At 41.9% G+C, this 17,016-nt stretch carries 16 protein-coding genes; 7 read left to right on the forward strand and 9 right to left on the reverse strand.

Going from position 1 to position 17,016, the window contains the following annotated elements; translation table 11 throughout:
* Window positions 1–2: 2 nt before the first annotated feature.
* Together AC3E9V_RS14820 and AC3E9V_RS14825 are read left to right on the forward strand one after the other, a co-directional pair.
* Window positions 3–335, forward strand: a complete 333-nt coding sequence (locus AC3E9V_RS14820) for a YbaB/EbfC family nucleoid-associated protein (RefSeq protein WP_488748910.1) — start codon at window positions 3–5, stop codon at window positions 333–335.
* Window positions 336–1,319 carry a glycosyltransferase family 2 protein gene (locus AC3E9V_RS14825; protein WP_488748911.1) on the forward strand — a complete coding sequence of 328 codons (984 nt, stop codon included), beginning with the start codon at window positions 336–338 and terminating at the stop codon, window positions 1,317–1,319.
* Here AC3E9V_RS14825 and AC3E9V_RS14830 read toward each other — a convergent pair.
* Window positions 1,316–1,525: a PspC domain-containing protein gene (locus tag AC3E9V_RS14830; RefSeq protein WP_488748912.1), complete on the reverse strand. Its 210-nt coding sequence runs from the start codon at window positions 1,523–1,525 to the stop codon at window positions 1,316–1,318. The genes AC3E9V_RS14825 and AC3E9V_RS14830 overlap by 4 nt on opposite strands.
* 153 nt (window positions 1,526–1,678) lie before the next feature.
* Here AC3E9V_RS14830 and AC3E9V_RS14835 point away from each other — a divergent pair, with 153 nt between their 5' ends.
* From AC3E9V_RS14835 to AC3E9V_RS14845, 3 genes are all read left to right on the forward strand, one after another.
* Window positions 1,679–3,469, forward strand: a complete 1,791-nt coding sequence (locus AC3E9V_RS14835) for a tetratricopeptide repeat protein (protein ID WP_488748913.1) — start codon at window positions 1,679–1,681, stop codon at window positions 3,467–3,469.
* Window positions 3,470–3,600: 131 nt separating this feature from the next.
* Complete coding sequence (locus AC3E9V_RS14840) at window positions 3,601–4,578, forward strand: pyruvate dehydrogenase complex E1 component subunit beta (RefSeq protein ID WP_488748914.1); 978 nt, start codon at window positions 3,601–3,603, stop codon at window positions 4,576–4,578.
* A gap of 143 nt (window positions 4,579–4,721) precedes the next feature.
* Entirely contained in the window at window positions 4,722–5,687 is a 966-nt protein-coding gene (locus AC3E9V_RS14845; protein WP_488748915.1) for an NAD(P)-dependent alcohol dehydrogenase, read from the forward strand.
* A gap of 2 nt (window positions 5,688–5,689) precedes the next feature.
* Here the strand turns inward: AC3E9V_RS14845 and ffh are convergent, their stop codons facing one another.
* The gene (gene ffh, locus AC3E9V_RS14850) at window positions 5,690–7,012 is read right to left on the reverse strand and encodes a signal recognition particle protein (protein WP_488748916.1); all 1,323 of its coding nucleotides are present in this window, start codon (window positions 7,010–7,012) and stop codon (window positions 5,690–5,692) included.
* Window positions 7,013–7,351: 339 nt separating this feature from the next.
* On the opposite strand from ffh, the gene AC3E9V_RS14855 reads away from it, so the two are divergent.
* Complete coding sequence (locus AC3E9V_RS14855; RefSeq protein WP_488748917.1) at window positions 7,352–7,828, forward strand: hypothetical protein; 477 nt, start codon at window positions 7,352–7,354, stop codon at window positions 7,826–7,828.
* Between the two features lie 274 nt (window positions 7,829–8,102).
* Here AC3E9V_RS14855 and AC3E9V_RS14860 read toward each other — a convergent pair whose 3' ends face one another.
* The 6 genes from AC3E9V_RS14860 to AC3E9V_RS14885 all read right to left on the reverse strand — a co-directional run bounded on the left by AC3E9V_RS14860 (window position 8,103) and on the right by AC3E9V_RS14885 (window position 15,357).
* On the reverse strand, window positions 8,103–8,573 hold the full coding sequence (locus tag AC3E9V_RS14860; protein ID WP_488748918.1) for a pyrophosphohydrolase domain-containing protein: 471 nt from the start codon (window positions 8,571–8,573) through the stop codon (window positions 8,103–8,105).
* Between the two features lie 3 nt (window positions 8,574–8,576).
* A complete protein-coding gene (locus tag AC3E9V_RS14865) occupies window positions 8,577–8,696 on the reverse strand; it encodes a MetS family NSS transporter small subunit (protein WP_488748919.1) in 120 nt (39 codons plus the stop codon).
* A 3-nt stretch (window positions 8,697–8,699) separates the two neighbouring features.
* A complete protein-coding gene (locus AC3E9V_RS14870) occupies window positions 8,700–10,199 on the reverse strand; it encodes a sodium-dependent transporter (RefSeq protein WP_488748920.1) in 1,500 nt (499 codons plus the stop codon).
* 9 nt (window positions 10,200–10,208) lie between these two features.
* The gene (locus AC3E9V_RS14875; protein WP_488748921.1) at window positions 10,209–12,182 is read right to left on the reverse strand and encodes an OPT family oligopeptide transporter; all 1,974 of its coding nucleotides are present in this window, start codon (window positions 12,180–12,182) and stop codon (window positions 10,209–10,211) included.
* A gap of 157 nt (window positions 12,183–12,339) precedes the next feature.
* Window positions 12,340–13,251, reverse strand: coding sequence for a DUF4097 family beta strand repeat-containing protein (locus AC3E9V_RS14880; RefSeq protein ID WP_488748922.1), 912 nt, complete (start codon window positions 13,249–13,251; stop codon window positions 12,340–12,342).
* A 45-nt stretch (window positions 13,252–13,296) separates the two neighbouring features.
* Entirely contained in the window at window positions 13,297–15,357 is a 2,061-nt protein-coding gene (locus tag AC3E9V_RS14885; protein ID WP_488748923.1) for a carboxy terminal-processing peptidase, read from the reverse strand.
* Between the two features lie 332 nt (window positions 15,358–15,689).
* Between AC3E9V_RS14885 and AC3E9V_RS14890 the strand changes: the two genes are divergently transcribed.
* Window positions 15,690–16,322, forward strand: a complete 633-nt coding sequence (locus AC3E9V_RS14890; protein WP_488748924.1) for a carbonic anhydrase — start codon at window positions 15,690–15,692, stop codon at window positions 16,320–16,322.
* Between the two features lie 278 nt (window positions 16,323–16,600).
* Here AC3E9V_RS14890 and AC3E9V_RS14895 read toward each other — a convergent pair whose 3' ends face one another.
* On the reverse strand, window positions 16,601–16,981 hold the full coding sequence (locus AC3E9V_RS14895; protein ID WP_488748925.1) for a hypothetical protein: 381 nt from the start codon (window positions 16,979–16,981) through the stop codon (window positions 16,601–16,603).
* Window positions 16,982–17,016: the final 35 nt, after the last annotated feature.

Consider the following 17,016-nt stretch of genomic DNA (forward strand, 5'->3'; position numbering starts at 1 on the left):
ATATGTTCGATATGATGAAAATGATGGGCAAACTGAAAGAGGTTCAGGAAAAGATGAAAGAAGCCCAGGGAGAACTAAAAAACGTGACGGCAACTTCCGAGTCTGGTGCAGGAATGGTAAAAGCTACAGTCAATGGAAATAAGGAGATCGTTTCCCTGGATATAGACCCGTCTATTATAAATGATGAAGACCAGGAAATGATGCGCGACCTGATCATCGCTGCAGTAAATAAAGCCATGGCAGAAGTAGATGCTCAGGCTAAGGAACATATGAAAAAAGCCACTGAAGGACTAGTTCCAAACATTCCGGGCTTTGACCTTAACAACATGGTTTAAATGCCCAAAACAGCGGTTGTAATCCTCAATTATAACGGGCAGCTTCACCTTTCCCAGTTTTTGCCGGTTTTAATAAAAAATACACCAGGTGCTGAAATCGTCGTTGCAGATAATAAATCAACCGATGACTCTCTGAAATATTTATCTGCCCTGAGTGGGGTGAAAATCCTCGAACTGGATGAAAATTTTGGATACGCAGGAGGATATAATGAAGCATTAAAGCAAATAAAAGCTGATAACTATGCCTTGGTTAATTCTGACATAGAAGTAACGCCTGGCTGGCTGGACCCTCTGGAAAAAGAACTGGAAAAGAAAGAAGTAGTGGCTGTACAGCCAAAAATACTCAGTTACCACCAGAAGAACATGTTTGAATATGCGGGAGCGGCTGGTGGATTTCTTGATAAGCTGGGCTACCCATACTGTAGAGGCAGAATATTTAATACACTTGAAAAGGATGAGGGACAGTATGATGATAACTGCGAAGTTTTTTGGGCCTCGGGTGCCTGTTTCATAATCAAAGCTGAAACTTTCCACAGGCATGGTGGCTTTGATAGTGACTTTTTTGCCCATATGGAGGAAATAGACCTTTGCTGGCGTATTAAAAGCACTGGGGGGAGGATAAGATACACTGCAGACTCAGTAGTTTATCATGTAGGTGGCGGCACCTTAAGCAAATCAAACCCTAAAAAGACTTACCTTAATTTCAGAAACGGGATCAGCTTACTGATTAAGAATATGCCTCTACCCCATCTGGTGGTCAAGCTTCCCTTTAGAATGGTACTGGACATTGCAGCGGGTATTAAGTTTTGGGTGGACAACAAAAACTTCAATCACCTGAAGGCCGTGCTCAAAGCACACCGTGACTCCTTAAAATCTATGAGAAAAAATTACAAAAAAAGGCGGAAAACCTCACTCCCTGATGGAAAAGGGTCAATCGCCCGGGACTATTTTATTCTTAAAAAGAAGCGTTACTCAGATCTTTAGTAGTACCAAATAGAATTGTCTCTCCGTCGGAGCATTTTACGAAAATTCATCACAAATGCCAGCGCTAAATAGATAATTACAGGAGATCCGAACGTCAGAAAAGAAGAATAAATAAAGAAAAGCCGGATGCTTGAGGTTGGTATTCTCAGCTTTTCACCAAGCCTTGTACAAACACCAAAAGCATATTTCTCAAAAAATTCCTGCATAATCTTTAAATTTTACACTCCAAAGATAACAAATTGAGGGCTAATTTGTTAAGAAACCATTGCGAAAGAAAACATTATTTTCCGTAATATTGTATCAATATAACTGGAATTTTGACCATTATTGCATTTGAAAATTCAAAAAAAATGATCCACATGAGAAAACTTAACCTTGCTATAGCTACGCTTGTTGCAGCGGCGATCTTTTCAGGTTGTGCGCTGAGCAAAATGATTAAGCTTGCAGCAGACCAAGATCTACAGGTAAATCCAAATCCACTTGAAGTACACGGTGGAGAAGTTCCGTTTGACATGTCAGTGGTTTTGCCACCGAAAATGCTTCCATCCGGAAAAGTTTACACGATCAATACCATTTATCAGTATGGTGATCAGGAAGTACAGGTAGGATCTATCGAATTTAAAGCCGAAGACTTCCCTAACAGCAGCTCATCGACTTCCAGGAAAAGTGAAAGCTTTTCTTTTCCTTATCAGGAAGGCATGAATCCTGGTACACTATATGTAGAAGGAGTAGCTTCTGACCCGAGATCAGGTAAGTCAAAGACTTCACCCAGGATGGCTGTAGCTGAAGGACTGGGAATGACCAGCGCATTTGCCAAGCCGGTAACCTTCAGCACATATGCTGATCACGGATATAACGATAAGGAAGAGCTTACACCTACTAAGATTGATTTTTACTTCCCACAGGGAGTTTCTAAGCTAAGACCTACTCTTTCCATTGACGGTACGTCCAACCGGACTAAGAGTAACAATCTTGCAGCTTTCGTTGCTGAGAAAAACGTAACACGATCTGTATCCATCACTGGTACTCACTCACCAGAAGGACCTGAGCGTGTAAACAGCAACCTTGCTAAGGATCGTGCTAAAGAGATCGAATCGTTCTACAGAAAGCAAATGGGCCGATACGATTACAAAGGCATGGCTGATTCTATCAAATTCATCCTTAAGCCTGTAGTAGAAGACTGGGGCTCGCTGAAAGCTGCTCTTAGCTCTTACACTGGTATCAATGATGCTCAGAAAAAGCAAGTAACTGATGTCATCAACGGAACGGGTTCATTTGAAGAAAAAGAGGATGAGCTTCAAAAGCTACCTTTCTACAATAAACTTCTTAACGAGGTTTATCCAGGATTGCGTACTGCTCAGACTGAGATCCTTACCGTAAAAAACAAAAAATCAAACGCATCCATAGCAGTGATTTCTAAGCAAATAGTAAATGGTGATGCTCCGGCTGACACCCTTTCTACTGCTGAGTTGATGTTCTCTGCTACACTCACTCCTTCTCTTGACGAGAAAGAAGCTATTTATAAAGTAGCTACTAAAACAGGAATGTGGCAGGCACATAACAACCTTGCAGCAGTTTATCTTGCAAAAGCTGCACAGGCTGAAGGAGGAGACAAAACTCAACTTATTCAGGATGCGCTTACTCAGTTGGAGATTGCTGCAAACAAAGGCAACTCAGCAATTGTACAAGCTAACATGGCTTCAGCGTACATCATGCAGGGTGACCTGGCAAAAGCTTCCAGCACACTTGATGAGGCTGAAAACGCTGAAAACTTCAATGCCGCACGAGGAAACGTAAACGGCATGCAAGGTGGCGTGCAGCTTATGAGCGGTGACTATGAAGAAGCTAAAGCTTCCTTCGTATCTTCTTCTAAAAGTGAAGTAGTGACTTTCGATAGCGGACTTGCTTCTTTGCTAAACGGAGATTACGACGAAGCTAAAAACACGCTTAGTGAAGTAACCTCAAGCGAATCTCTTGGCGCTGAGGCAAGCTACCTCATCGCTGTTGCTTCAGCCAGACAAAATAATGCCAGCGATGTAGCTCAAAGCCTGAAAAATGCTATTCAAAAAGATCCTTCTCTAAAAGAAAGAGCACTTAGCGATCTTGAGTTTACAAACTACGCTGACGCAGTTGCTGAAGCAGTGAAATAAGCATTAACAAATTAATTCATAAAAAGCTCCCCATTTTGGGGAGCTTTTTTTATTTATATCAAGCTTATCTTTTAATTTAGCAGGGTTTTTGGCTCTGCCAGATTATTTGATCTAAATACAAAAAATATATCATGCGAGAAATACAATTCAGACAGGCGTTAGGTGAAGCAATGAGCGAAGAAATGCGCCGAGATGAAAAAGTCTTTTTAATGGGGGAAGAAGTTGCGGAATACAACGGCGCTTACAAAGTGAGCCAGGGCATGCTTGATGAGTTTGGACCCGATCGCGTGATAGATACTCCCATTGCTGAGCTGGGATTTGGGGGACTGGGTGTAGGTGCTGCAATGAATGGTTTGAGACCAATCATAGAGTTTATGACTTTCAACTTTTCTTTAGTTGCAATAGACCAGATCATCAATGGCGCTGCTAAAATGATGTCAATGTCCGGAGGACAATTCAATGTGCCTATCGTATTCAGAGGCCCTACCGGAAACGCCGGACAATTGAGTTCTCAGCACTCTCAGAACTTTGAAAACTGGTTTGCTAATACGCCAGGACTAAAAGTGGTGGTGCCTTCTAACCCGTATGATGCAAAAGGTTTGCTCAAATCCTCTATACGAGATAATGATCCCGTTATTTTTATGGAATCTGAACTTATGTATGGAGATAAAGGTGAAGTACCGGAAGAAGAATATCTAATACCTATAGGTGAAGCTAAAATAGTACAGGAAGGATCAGACGTCACTGTGGTCTCTTTCGGTAAAATACTGAAGGTCGCTCAGGAAGCTGCTGACGAAATGAGTAAAGAAGGTGTGAGCGTAGAGCTGATAGACCTGAGAACTGTACGACCTATTGATTATAACACGGTCGTGGAATCTGTTAAAAAGACTAACAGGCTGGTCATTGTAGAAGAAGCATGGCCACTGTCTTCTATAGCAACGGAAATTACTCATCATGTTCAGAGGCATGCATTTGACTTTTTGGATGCCCCTATACATAAAATAAATAACAGAGACCTCCCGCTGCCTTATGCCCCTACTCTGATTGAAGAGGTACTCCCTAATACTAAGAGAACTATAGAGGCAATCAATGCTGTGATGTACAGGTAATATACTTTTAGGATAGAGAATTTTCAATATCAGAGCCCGCATGAACAGCGGGCTTTTTTAATACTCCGATTTGTGACATTATAAAAAGTCCCTTTACTTTTATAAGCTTGTGGTCCATTTTTACTGAGTATTCTAATTTATTGATGATGATGAAAGCTGCTATCTGCACAAAATATGGCCCACCTGAAGTCTTGCAAGTCAAAGAAGTAGAGACACCTGTCCCGGCACCAGACGAGTTGTTGGTAAAGGTAAAAGCAGCCACGGTAAACCGGACCGATTGTGGGATACTTACAGCCAGTCCGTTTATCATTAGATTATTCACAGGAGTTATTAAGCCTTCCAGGTCGATTCCAGGAACAGATTTTGCCGGGATTGTAGAACAAACAGGCGAAAATGTCAAGGACTTTCAAGCAGGAGATTATGTGTTTGGATTTGATGATAGAGGTGTAAGCTCTCATGCAGAATACCTTACTATTTCCGCAAGTAAGGCTATTACCAAAATTCCTGACGGAATCACTTGCGACCAGGCTGCAGCAAGCATAGAAGGGGCACATTATGCTTATAATTTTATCAATAAGATCAAACTTAACAACAATGACAAAGTGCTGGTGAATGGTGCTACCGGTGCAATCGGTTCTGCTGCAGTCCAACTGCTAAAACATTACGGAGCTAATGTCACTGCAACCAGTGCCCGTGAGAACATAGAGCTGATAAAATCTATCGGAGCTGACGAAGTGATCGACTATGAGCATACTGACTTCACAAAAACTGATGACCAGTACGATTTCATATTGGATGCTGTCGGCAAAAGTTCTTTTAGAAAATGTAAAGGTATTTTAAAACCAAAGGGGGTGTACATCTCTTCCGAGTTAGGGAAGAATTCGGAAAATTTATTTTTGGCGCTAATTACATCCTTTTCCGGAAAGCAAAGAGTCATTTTCCCAATCCCATCAGCCATAAAGGTCAGCCTTAACCTCGTGGAAAAACTACTGACAGCAGGGGAATTTAAACCATTAATTGACCGGTCTTTTCCCCTTGAGGAAATAGTGGCAGCATTTACCTATGTAATTGCCGGCAAAAAGACCGGTAATGTAATTCTCAAAATGTGAAATTACCTGCCCATCATGTTCGAAAGGGCCTTTGCACCCCCCATCTTATTCATGGTCTTCATCATTTTCCGCATCTGCTCAAATTGTTTAAGCAACTGGTTAACCTGATTTACTGAAGTACCACTCCCCTTTGCAATACGCTGTTTTCTGCTGCCATTGATGACACTGGGGTTTTCACGTTCTTTTGGGGTCATGGATTTAATGATTGCCTCAATTGGCTTGAGTGAATCATCGTCTATATCAATATCCTTTACGGCCTTTCCTACCCCAGGGATCATACCCAGCAAATCTTTGATATTACCCATCTTTTTGATTTGCTCCATCTGGCTTAGGAAGTCATCAAAACCAAACTGATTCTTCTTGATCTTTTTATTGATCCGGCGTGCTTCTTCCTGATCGAAGTTTTGTTGAGCTTTTTCAACAAGACTAAGCACGTCACCCATGCCCAAAATCCGCTTAGCCATCCTGTCCGGATAAAACAGATCTATGGCATCCATTTTCTCTCCGGTACTGATGTACTTAATCGGCTTATTTACTTCCTTTCTGATGGATAAGGCGGCTCCACCTCGTGTATCACCATCCAGCTTTGTAAGGACCACCCCATCAAAGTCCAGACGCTCATTGAAAGTAGCGGCAGTATTCACGGCATCCTGCCCGGTCATTGAATCCACCACAAAAAGCGTCTCAGCCGGGTTGATCTCTTTCTTAATAGAGGAAATCTCCTCCATCATTTGTTCATCTACAGCAAGCCGACCTGCAGTATCTATAACTACTGATTTCTTGCCATGCTCTTTGGCATATTTGATAGCGTTCTTAGCAATTTTTACCGGATTCTTTTCGTCAGGTTCGGTATAAACCTCCACTCCTATCTGCTCACCCAAAACTTTAAGCTGATCAATCGCTGCTGGACGATACACATCGCACGCTACCAGAAGGACCGTCCTGCCCTGCTTATTAAACTGGTTTGCCAGTTTTCCGCTGAAAGTTGTTTTACCCGATCCCTGCAGTCCGGAGATCAAAATGGTGTTTGGGTTTCCTGTAAGATCAAGAGGTACATTGTGCTCACCCATCAGTATGGTCAACTCCTCCGCCACGATCTTGGTAAGCAATTGACCAGGAGAAACAGCAATAAGAACGTCCCTACCGAGTGCTTTTTCCTTGATAGAATCAGTGACTTCCTTGGCCACCTTGTAGTTCACATCGGCATCAATAAGCGCCCTTCTGATCTCTTTCACCGTAGAGGCTACGTTTACCTCTGAGATGCTTCCCTGCCCCTTCAGGGTTTTAAAAGCCTGGTCTAATTTATGACTAAGATTATCAAACATATCACATTCCTTTTAATCATTGCAAAACTAATAAACATCCATTTACTGTAACCTATTTTATCCAATTCAGTATTATACTATAAATAAGTACCTTGTAATACCTAATATCATATGAAATGAGCATGATGCTCAACCCAATTATTGAGCAACACCAACCTGCCTGCAGTAGCCACTTTCGGCAAAGGCAGGCCGGGTATGATCAAAATTGGAGGCAAACCGCTGATTTCACCAATTTTAAACACATGAAATGAGCATGATGCTCAACCCAAATATTGAGAACACCAACCGGGTATGATCAAAATTGGGTGGCAAACCGCTGATTTCACCAATTTTAAACACATGAAACAGTTTTATATCCTGGCAGTAGTTTTCCTGAGCATAGCTTTTACGAGCCAAACCTATGCACAGCAAAAAGTAACAGAGAAGAAGATTTTAGGCACCTGGAAAATGGTGATTGATATAGACGAGGAGTTAGATGAGGCTGAAAGAGAGGCAGAAGAAGATAGTTTCCTGGGAAAAATCACTTTAAAATGGGTTTCCGGCCTTGTAAGCGGCATCATGGACGAAATTGAAATCTACATGGAATTTCGGCCCAAGGGAGAGCTTAAAGTGGTTGTGGAAGCCTTTGGAGAACGAGAAGTTGAGTACTCCTCCTGGTACATCGACGATAAAGGTCGCCTCTTTTTGGAAGACACAGATTCATTTTCTTCTGATGATGAAGATTACTGGATGATGGATGACGGCATTTTAATGAGCTATGAGAACAATTCTTACAATGACAGGCGGGAAAATGTTTACATGGTTCGGATTGATTAACCCCTAAAAATACCCTATTTGGGGTATTGTATTTCTGAAATATCCTGAATTACTTTGCAATGAATAAAAGGCAATAAATAATTTATTACTAAATTCGCAAAGAAATTCAGGATACCTTATGAAAAGCAAAAGGATAATTCGTTTGATTTTTTCGGTAAGCGCTTACCTGATCTTAATGTCCTTCTTTGGATGTGAAGAGGATACAAACGTAAAAAACCTAGTGGACCTCCAAAACAACATTGTATCCACCCTTACCTTCACCATCAGGTAAATTCTACTTTTCCAGAATCTTCTTCAGATCAGCGGGTGAGTACTTCACAGATTTGAGCGTTTTATTGTCCTCCTTCCTGTAGACCAGGTATTTTCCATCCTCCTTCACATAATAAGCCGGGGTATTTCTTTCATTTTCATAATAAGCCACAGTCTCCTTTGCTTCTTCTTCCGTATCACAGGCTTTGCTCATATTGGATCTTTGTACTTCATCAAACAGCTCAACAAACTTTTCGCCCAGACCAAACTCCAATACAGCTCCTGACAATACATACTGAATGTCACAAAGTGCGTCTGCTACCTCTACCAGGTCTTTATCTTCAATAGCTTGCTGAAGCTCTTTTAACTCCTCGGCAATCAAAGACACTCTGAGCTCACATCGATCCTGCGAAGGAATTTGCGGGGTACTCAGAATCGGGTGTTTAAATGTTTTATGAAATTGAGCTACTTGATTTAAAGAATCGATTTTTTCCATTTTCTAGTGTTTCTTTTCAGTATTTGAAGCTTCTTTTTTTATAGCTTGTATCAGGAAATATATGAATCCACCTACTATAAAAGATAAAATAAGGACCATGCTAATAATCGCAGATAAACTCATATGCTATTTGCAAAATTTATTGAATAAAAACTTATTGATCAGTATCCCCATCAGGACCACAGTACCCCACTGAGTAACTATCGTTGCGTTGCTGTAAACATCTATCCAGTTCCATGCTCCATCCTTTGTAAACCAGGGCTCATCACTGTAACCTTGCGCCATCCACCAGTATATAAGTACTCCCCCCATGACAAGGTTGATATAAATTGAATACCTGAAGTAAGCGTTATTCACTTTAAAGTCTGAATCCTCGTCTATCAGTTCTCTTTTGAACTTCATCGGATTATATTTTGCAGCAGCAAAAGCTATAAAAAATCCGCTGAGTATGAGACCCAACCCCCAGACCCAGTCCTGGTTTGTGAAATAATCCAGTGACCAGGCGGACGGAAACCCAAAGATGATGAAAAAAACAGCCAGTAGTAAATAAATCAACTTTGGACTTAACCCCGCAGTAATGAGGTTGCTCCGGAAAAGCTCCAACATAGGTAAAAAAGAACTGAAAGCTGCCAGCGTCAGTGCAAGAAAGAAAACCACAGACATGGTCTCGCCTCCGGGTATGGTAGCAAATAACTTGGGAATTATGGTAAAAGTAAGCGCCTGACTTCCGGCCTGCAGGTGCCCGATAGCCTCACTCTCTGAAGCAGCTAACGCAAAAACAGCAGGAAGAATGGCAATCCCTGCCAGCAAGGAAGCTGTGTTATTTCCAAATGCCCCAATAAACGTATTAAGTGTAACGTCTTCTTTGGTACGCGAATAAGATGATATGGTGATCATAAGCCCCCAGCCGGCCCCTGTTGACCAGGCAGATTGTGATAGCGCCTCTATCCAGATCGTAGGATTTTTAAACAATGCAAAATCAATGGAAAACATATAGTCCAGCCCTCTCACACCATTATCCATAGTCAGTGCCGAAATTGCTACCACAACCAAAAGAATGAAAAGCGTGGGAATGAGTACCCGGTTGACCTTTTCCAATCCTCCGCTAACTCCTTTGCTGATCACATATATCCCCAGAAAAACTACCAATACGTAGAGAACGACAGTAATAATACTCTCATTGGACAAGACGGTCCATTGCTCCTGCAGAAAGTCTGGGTTAGTGCTCAACACCTCTGTGAGAGAGATACCATCTATGACTTTCCGGTAAAGATTAAATACGGAGATTCCGAGATACTCCAATGACCATGCTGTTACTACCGAATAGTAAAAAGCGATCCCAAGCGTACATAGAGTAATGAAAAAACCCATCCAGGCATATTTCGGCCCTACTACCTTGCCATAGGAACCTATTACGCCACTTTTGAATCGTTTCCCTATGGAAAACTCAGCCAGCAAAAGCGGGATAGACCAGATCAGAAGAAACAGTATCCACAGAACTATGAATGTACCTCCATACTGACCGGCAAGCCGTGGAAACCTCCAGAGATTGCCAGCGCCAATAGCCATTCCGAGTGAGGCCAGAATAATGCCCCACCTGTTACTAAACTCCTGTCCTTTACTCATACAAGCTGACTAAGATTTTTTGCTTATACCTAAAACTGAGCGGTATAGATAGATCAGAATTAGTATAAGTAAACCGAGCCCCAGCAGGCTTCCGCCAACAGGCTCCTTACTGATGGCTACATCCAGTCCCATAGTGGCCAGTAACGCGATCAGGATTCCCATTAAAGCTTCTCCGGTTATAAGCCCTGATGCGATCAACAAACCACCATTAGAAGCTTTCTCAGACTTTTCTGGGGAGATGGATCTTTTCTTAAATGAGCGGCTCAGCATCCAGGCAATCACACCCCCTACAAAAATGGAAGAGTCAAGTTCAAAGGGGAGATAAAGTCCAACCGCCACAGCTAAAACCGGCATCCGGAAGTTAGAGCCAATTTTCTTTAAATACTGGTCAATGATAATGATAACTACACCCAGAGATGCTCCTATCGATATAATGGTCCAGGGCAGTTCTCCTCCGAATATTCCGGAAGCCACACTCATCATCAAAGTAGCCTGAGGTGCAGTCAGGGGATCAGGGTGATCAGGAGTAGGACTTCCTATTCCTTTGGAAGCTAATAACAGATTTAAAACCGGAGCAATAAGCAGTGCACCTGCAAAAACCCCGATCATCTGCATAATCTGTTGATTCCGGGGTGTCGCCCCCAAAATATGCCCTGCCTTAAGGTCCTGCATGTTGTCACCGGCTATTGCTGCAGCACAACACACCACTGCACCAACAAGAATAGCTCCCGCAGCGCCTCTTGCAGGATCTGAGGAGCCCATCAGCAGCAATAATAAAAGTGACGTAGAGAGAATTGTAGCTATGGTAACTCCTGAAATCGGATTATTGGAGCTACCCACCAGTCCTGCCATATAACCGGCAACTGCAGAAAACAAAAAGCCGGCCAGCACCATAACCAAAGCCATGAATAGCGTAATGGGTACATCCTCTATGATAGACAGGTAAATGAAAAATATTGGTACGATTAACACACCAATCCCCAAAAGAACCCATGACATGGGTGTATCCAGCTCGGTCCTGAGCGTCTCAGAGACTTTCTGCGCACCTGCCCTGAAGGCTTTCATACCGGATGAGAATGCAGTAACCAATGCACTTTTAAGGCTTATTAGCGCCCACAGTCCCCCAACAACCATGGCACCCACTCCGAGGTAACGCATGCGTTGACTCCATATGGCTCCTCCAATATTATCTGCATTGATATCAGCTACGCTATCAAAACTACCTAAAGCCACCAGCTCTGCGGCAACAGCATCAAAACCATTCACTCCAATATAAGTAGGGATACCAATCCACCAGGTAATAACGCCTCCCATAAAGACAAGGATGGCAATGTTAAGCCCTACAATATACCCCACAGCAACCAACGCCGGAGATAAATTCAGGCTGAAATAGAAATAAGCTTTTTGATTGATCAATGCCGCTTTCTCAAATACACCTCTCCAGAGGTTAAGCGCTTCACTTCCAAACTTAAAAACACCACCTATCAAACTTCCATAGATAAGGTATTTGACGGATTGCCCTCCTTTTTCCCCTGATTTGAGAACCTCAGCAGTCGCCACACCTTCAGGAAACATAAGTTTCTCCTTTACGATCAGGGCATTCCTCAGTGGGATGGTGAACATAACACCCAGAACACCACCGCAAATGGCAATTAAAGTGGTTTCCATGTAATTAAACTCCTGCCAATAGCCCATAATAACCAATGCAGGAATGGTAAATATCACTCCGGCCGCCAGTGACTCCCCCGCTGATGCAGCAGTTTGGACCATATTATTTTCAAGGATATTGGCATTTTTAAAAATCTTGAGAATGGCCATGGATATGACTGCCGCCGGAATAGAAGCCGAAACAGTAAGGCCTGAAAATAATCCAAAATAAGCATTGGCTGCTCCTAAGACTACTGACAAAACTGCTCCCAGGATGATGGAGCGAAAGGTTAATTCATTGAGCTTGGTCTCGGGGCTAATATAGGGTTGACTCATAGGTCTAGGGTTTGATGTTTAAATTGATTGCCGACAAAAATGGAAATTTAAGTTCCAAAAAGCAAAACCTTGCCTTCTTACCAACCTCAGTTCGATATAATAAAAAAAGACAGCCACTTCCGGCTGCCTCCTTTCAATATTTTATATTTCTGCTCTTTTAGTTGGTATATACCTGATCACCACTAGTTGAATTGCCGCTAAACCGGATCTTCCCTCGCTTCAGAATGAGTCGATCTTCACCGTCTATTGACCCCACCTCCAGATCACCGGAAGTCGCATCCAGGTCAAAACCAATTTCCTCCAGATCATTTATAAACTCTAAATAAATATCTCCGGACGTAGAACGAGCATCCGAATCAGCAGTGAGAAGTATGTTTTCCCCCTCAATATTCCCGGAAGTAGTTCCGAGAGAAACACTTCCCTCAACATCTCTCAGCTCCATATCCCCGCTGGTTGCACGGGCTGTTAAATTACCTTTCACCCCTATAATGTCTATATCACCAGAAGTAGCTCGTGTTTCCAGGTTTCCTATGATGTCTCTAAACTCCTGATCACCACTCGTAGACTGGAATACTACGTTTCCGGTGACACCATCAATCACCGCATCTCCGGAAGTACTTCGTGAACCAAGCCTCCCTGTCAAATCCTTCAGGTAGATATCCCCACTGGTAGTTTCTACTTTAAAGCCATCAGCTGAAAGTCCATCTACTCGAACGTCTCCGGAAGTATTATCGATTGACAATATTGTTCCATCCGGAATGGTAATGTCAAACCGGGCTTTTTTAATGTTTTGCCATCCAAAGTTAAAATCCTTTTTCCGCTCCACTTTGAAAATGACCTCACTGCCTCGCTTCATGGAAGCTATCAGGAAATCATCTTTATCCCCATTGCCTTCTATCACTCCATCAAAAACAACTTTGTCACCTTTTGTGACATAAACATCGCAAAAAGAACCTACTACAGACACCTCAGTAATGTTTTCAGACTCAAAGTGATGCTCGGCGAGAATGTTTTGGCCTGATACGGACAGAGTGAGCGTAATCAAAAAAATGGTCAGGTAAAGTTTCATAATCTTTTTATTTAAAAGATGAACTTTCTGACCTCAAGGTTGCATCTAACCTATTTTATTTTTTGACAGTTCTGCCAAAAGTCTGAGTCCTTCTTTCAGATACGGATCCTCTGACAGCTTTTTACCTATCTCTTCATCAGTAATTATCTCACTTCCACTCAGGGTTGTTGAGAGATCCGACTCAGTTTCCTCTTCTTTTTGCTGAAGGGCTTTTCGTTCTTCCAGGTTAAGCGAAACAGTAGTCTCACGTCTCAATTCTTTAACTCGCTCAATGTCTGCCACAAGCTTCTTCAGATCCTTATCTGACTCCAGGTGATCTGTATATAGTCTCCGTAGCTGTTTGAGCAGTTCAGGAGAAATATCATCTGTTGGCTTAAATGAAGCAGAGCTGATCTCATCCCATGGTAGCGCGTTTGGCCGACCACTCTCCCCAAAGGCCTCATCCTCGTAAGGCGATGGAAATGAAATATCCGGGGAAACGCCTATTTTCTGAGTACTGCTGCCCGTAGCCCGGTAAAATTTAGCCAGGGTCATTTTTAGCTGACCGAGCTCCACGTCATCCTGCCGCATATACCTTCCTATATCAATCAGGTTCTGGACAGTACCTTTTCCAAAGGTGTTTTCGCCAACTATTATACCCCTGTTATAGTCCTGTATAGCCCCTGAAAAGATCTCTGATGCCGAAGCGCTGTACCTGTTTGTCAATACCGCAAGTGGCCCGTCATAAAGTACTTCTCCCCGATCTTCATCACGAAGCACGTCTACTGATTCATCAGTATTTCGAACCTGAACCACCGGCCCCTGAGGAATAAACAATCCCGTAAGTTCAATGGCTTCCTGCAACGACCCTCCTCCATTGTACCTCAGGTCAACTAAAAGACCATCGATCCCTTTTATCTTGAGGTCAGCTATCAGCTTCTTCACATCCCGGGTTGTACTCTTATAGTCTTTTACACCTTTATTCATCTCATCAAAGTCTATGTAAAAGCTGGGAACTGTGATCACTCCTAACCGATACGTTTGATTGCCTTCCGTCAATGGAATAACCTCTGCTTTAGCAGCAGCTTCTTCCAGTTTGATCTTATCCCTTACGAGCCGGAGGGTGTCAGGAAGTGCACTGATATCTTCATCATGCTTCAGGAGCTGAAGTCGTACAACCGACCCTTTTGGGCCACGGATCTTTTGGACTACATCGTCTAACCGCCAGCCGATAACATCAACAAACTCTCCATCATCTCCCTGAGCTACACCTATGATCTTATCATCCTTTTGAAGGCCTTTGCTTTTATAGGCTGGTCCACCCGGAATGATATCAGCCACTTTGGTATAATCAAGCTGCTGAGTAAGTCGGGCTCCAATTCCTTCAAGGGAAAGGCTCATATCAATTTGAAAGTTCTCCTTTGCGATCGGAGAAAAATAATCCGTATGGGGATCATATGCACTCGTAAATGCATTCATGTAGGCCTGATAAACATCTTCACTATTATATTGATAGATTGCCTTTTCCACTCGTTTATAGCGCTTTTTCAGCGCATCGGCAATGTCAGGCCATTCCTTACCTGCAAGTTTGTAACTAAGTGCCTGATTTTTGATAATCTTATCCCAAACCTTATTTAGCTCCTGGGTAGTTTCCGGCCAGGGCAGGTTTTCTCGATCTGTCTCGAAATATTCTTTTTCTGAAAAATCCATTTCCTTTTCCAGAAGGTCATATACATAGCTTATTCGTTCGAGTGAGCGGGTTCTGTAGATACTGAAAAGTTCATAAGCAAACTTCAGATCTCCTTCCGGAAGGCTGTTATCCAGCTGGTATCGCAAGGATTCGAACTGTTCCACATCTTCCTTCAAAAAATAAGATTTATTTGGGTCCAGGGCGCTCATGTAGTTATCATAGACGACAGAGGATAATGAATCATTAAGATCAATTTTCCCATAATGATATCGATTAAGTAGATTTACTATTACAAAGGTTTCACTTGCATGTTCCGGCTTGGGGCTCAGAACTTTCAGAGAGTCCTGAACCTCCAGCTCCTCACTTATTACATATCCAACACCACCAAAACCATACGTGATAACCAGGGATCCTAAAATCAATAATAGCTTATTCATATATCGAGTATTCTTGTTAGCGTATAAAACGAAATCTTATCAAACTTGGTGCCTGAAATTTACAAGTGATGAATTCTTGGTGTAATTGGTATATTCCCAAAAATATTTCAGCCCTTCCGACAAGCTTACAAAAAGCTTAAATGTAAAACAGGAGATTAAACAGATTTCTAAAATATCAGAAATAATTCAATCAATTAATGAAACTAAATAACTTTTTAAAAGTTACAACAAAATAATTCGCCTAAAGTCCTCACAGACTCGACAGCCGTTTTCCGCTTAGCTATTTATTTTTAGCCGCTGAGACTTATATTAGCAAACAAAACTCTCGACACATGTCAGATTCATACAAAAAATTATTAGAAGGAAACCAGAAGTGGGTAGCAGATACCCTGAAACTCAAGCCTGAGTTTTTCAAAAATCTGTCCAAAGGGCAAAGTCCGGAGTTTCTCTGGATAGGATGTTCTGACAGTCGGGTACCCGCCACGGAAATCACCGACACGGTTCCAGGATCAATATTTGTTCACAGGAACATTGCCAATATGGTGGTTCATACTGACTCTAACCTGCTAAGTGTGGTTTTTTATGCTGTAAAGGTTTTGAAAGTAAGACACGTGATCGTATGTGGCCATTATGGGTGTGGCGGAGTGAAAGCAGCTATGGGTAATGAGGATCTGGGATATCTCAATAACTGGGTAACGCATATCAAAGATGTTTACCGACTGCATCAGGAAGAGCTTGATGGTATCAGCGATGAAGGTAAACGGTTTGACCGGTTTGTGGAGCGAAATGTTCAGCAACAGGTAAAAGACTTATCCAAGGTATCATTTATTCAGGAAGAATGGAGAAAAGGAGAATTTCCCTATATCCATGGATGGGTTTACAGCTTAAATGACGGCTTGATAAAAGACCAGGGGGTTACAATTAATTCCATTGACCAGCTTGAGAAACTTTATCAGTTTAAGTAATAGTGTTCTGTTAACGATATAATGTCTCAGGCAGACTGTAACACATTCTTTTCGCGCTGATCTTCGCTGATTCTCAATGTACTTCTGTGTTTGCGGGGACTGTTAATCATTTTTTCGTATTGCAATTACTCCAAAGATACTAGCCACAATATAATTGCAACCGAGCTGGTGGTTACAAAAATTCCATGTTATATTTCTTCACTAATAAATCTTGAATTTGGTATAGATCACCTCTATAAACAGCCCCCCAAGTAGAAAACACATGAATTTCATCATCTCTATAGGATAACCTTTGGAGGCTTTTCATAAAACATATCTGATAACTTTTCCTCTAATTCATTGAGCAATTCAGGTATTTTTTTCTGGTCTCTTACTTTCCAACTTTCATAAATGATATCATACTTATAATTTTTGTTAAGCCTATTGTCTTTTTTCTTAAAAGCAGAATAATACACTTTAATATCTGCATTAATAAAGCCATCCTCCTTTAACGTCTTATAAAAGCTGTAGCCTTCTACATCCGCTTTCGAATCCACCAAACAGTCCAAATTAATCTCTTTGGAAACAACTTCTGAGATATTTTGACCTTGAACTGTTAAGCTCATTCCTAGTATCACAATGACGCAGGATAATATTATTCTCATATCTAACCTTTTCATCAATCTAAATTTAGTCAATCACTAAGGTTCTATAT

The organism is Marinoscillum sp. HNIBRBA16962 (genome assembly GCF_057801515.1).

Excerpts from the sequence above, each read along its gene's own strand:
- AC3E9V_RS14820 (WP_488748910.1), top strand. The coding sequence starts at position 3 with ATGTTCGATATGATGAAAATGATGGGCAAACTGAAAGAGGTTCAGGAA.
- AC3E9V_RS14825 (WP_488748911.1), top strand. The coding sequence starts at position 336 with ATGCCCAAAACAGCGGTTGTAATCCTCAATTATAACGGGCAGCTTCAC.
- AC3E9V_RS14830 (WP_488748912.1), bottom strand. The coding sequence starts at position 1,525 with ATGCAGGAATTTTTTGAGAAATATGCTTTTGGTGTTTGTACAAGGCTT.
- AC3E9V_RS14835 (WP_488748913.1), top strand. The coding sequence starts at position 1,679 with ATGAGAAAACTTAACCTTGCTATAGCTACGCTTGTTGCAGCGGCGATC.
- AC3E9V_RS14840 (WP_488748914.1), top strand. The coding sequence starts at position 3,601 with ATGCGAGAAATACAATTCAGACAGGCGTTAGGTGAAGCAATGAGCGAA.
- AC3E9V_RS14845 (WP_488748915.1), top strand. The coding sequence starts at position 4,722 with ATGATGATGAAAGCTGCTATCTGCACAAAATATGGCCCACCTGAAGTC.
- ffh (WP_488748916.1), bottom strand. The coding sequence starts at position 7,012 with ATGTTTGATAATCTTAGTCATAAATTAGACCAGGCTTTTAAAACCCTG.
- AC3E9V_RS14855 (WP_488748917.1), top strand. The coding sequence starts at position 7,352 with ATGAAACAGTTTTATATCCTGGCAGTAGTTTTCCTGAGCATAGCTTTT.
- AC3E9V_RS14860 (WP_488748918.1), bottom strand. The coding sequence starts at position 8,573 with ATGGAAAAAATCGATTCTTTAAATCAAGTAGCTCAATTTCATAAAACA.
- AC3E9V_RS14865 (WP_488748919.1), bottom strand. The coding sequence starts at position 8,696 with ATGAGTTTATCTGCGATTATTAGCATGGTCCTTATTTTATCTTTTATA.
- AC3E9V_RS14870 (WP_488748920.1), bottom strand. The coding sequence starts at position 10,199 with ATGAGTAAAGGACAGGAGTTTAGTAACAGGTGGGGCATTATTCTGGCC.
- AC3E9V_RS14875 (WP_488748921.1), bottom strand. The coding sequence starts at position 12,182 with ATGAGTCAACCCTATATTAGCCCCGAGACCAAGCTCAATGAATTAACC.
- AC3E9V_RS14880 (WP_488748922.1), bottom strand. The coding sequence starts at position 13,251 with ATGAAACTTTACCTGACCATTTTTTTGATTACGCTCACTCTGTCCGTA.
- AC3E9V_RS14885 (WP_488748923.1), bottom strand. The coding sequence starts at position 15,357 with ATGAATAAGCTATTATTGATTTTAGGATCCCTGGTTATCACGTATGGT.
- AC3E9V_RS14890 (WP_488748924.1), top strand. The coding sequence starts at position 15,690 with ATGTCAGATTCATACAAAAAATTATTAGAAGGAAACCAGAAGTGGGTA.
- AC3E9V_RS14895 (WP_488748925.1), bottom strand. The coding sequence starts at position 16,981 with ATGAAAAGGTTAGATATGAGAATAATATTATCCTGCGTCATTGTGATA.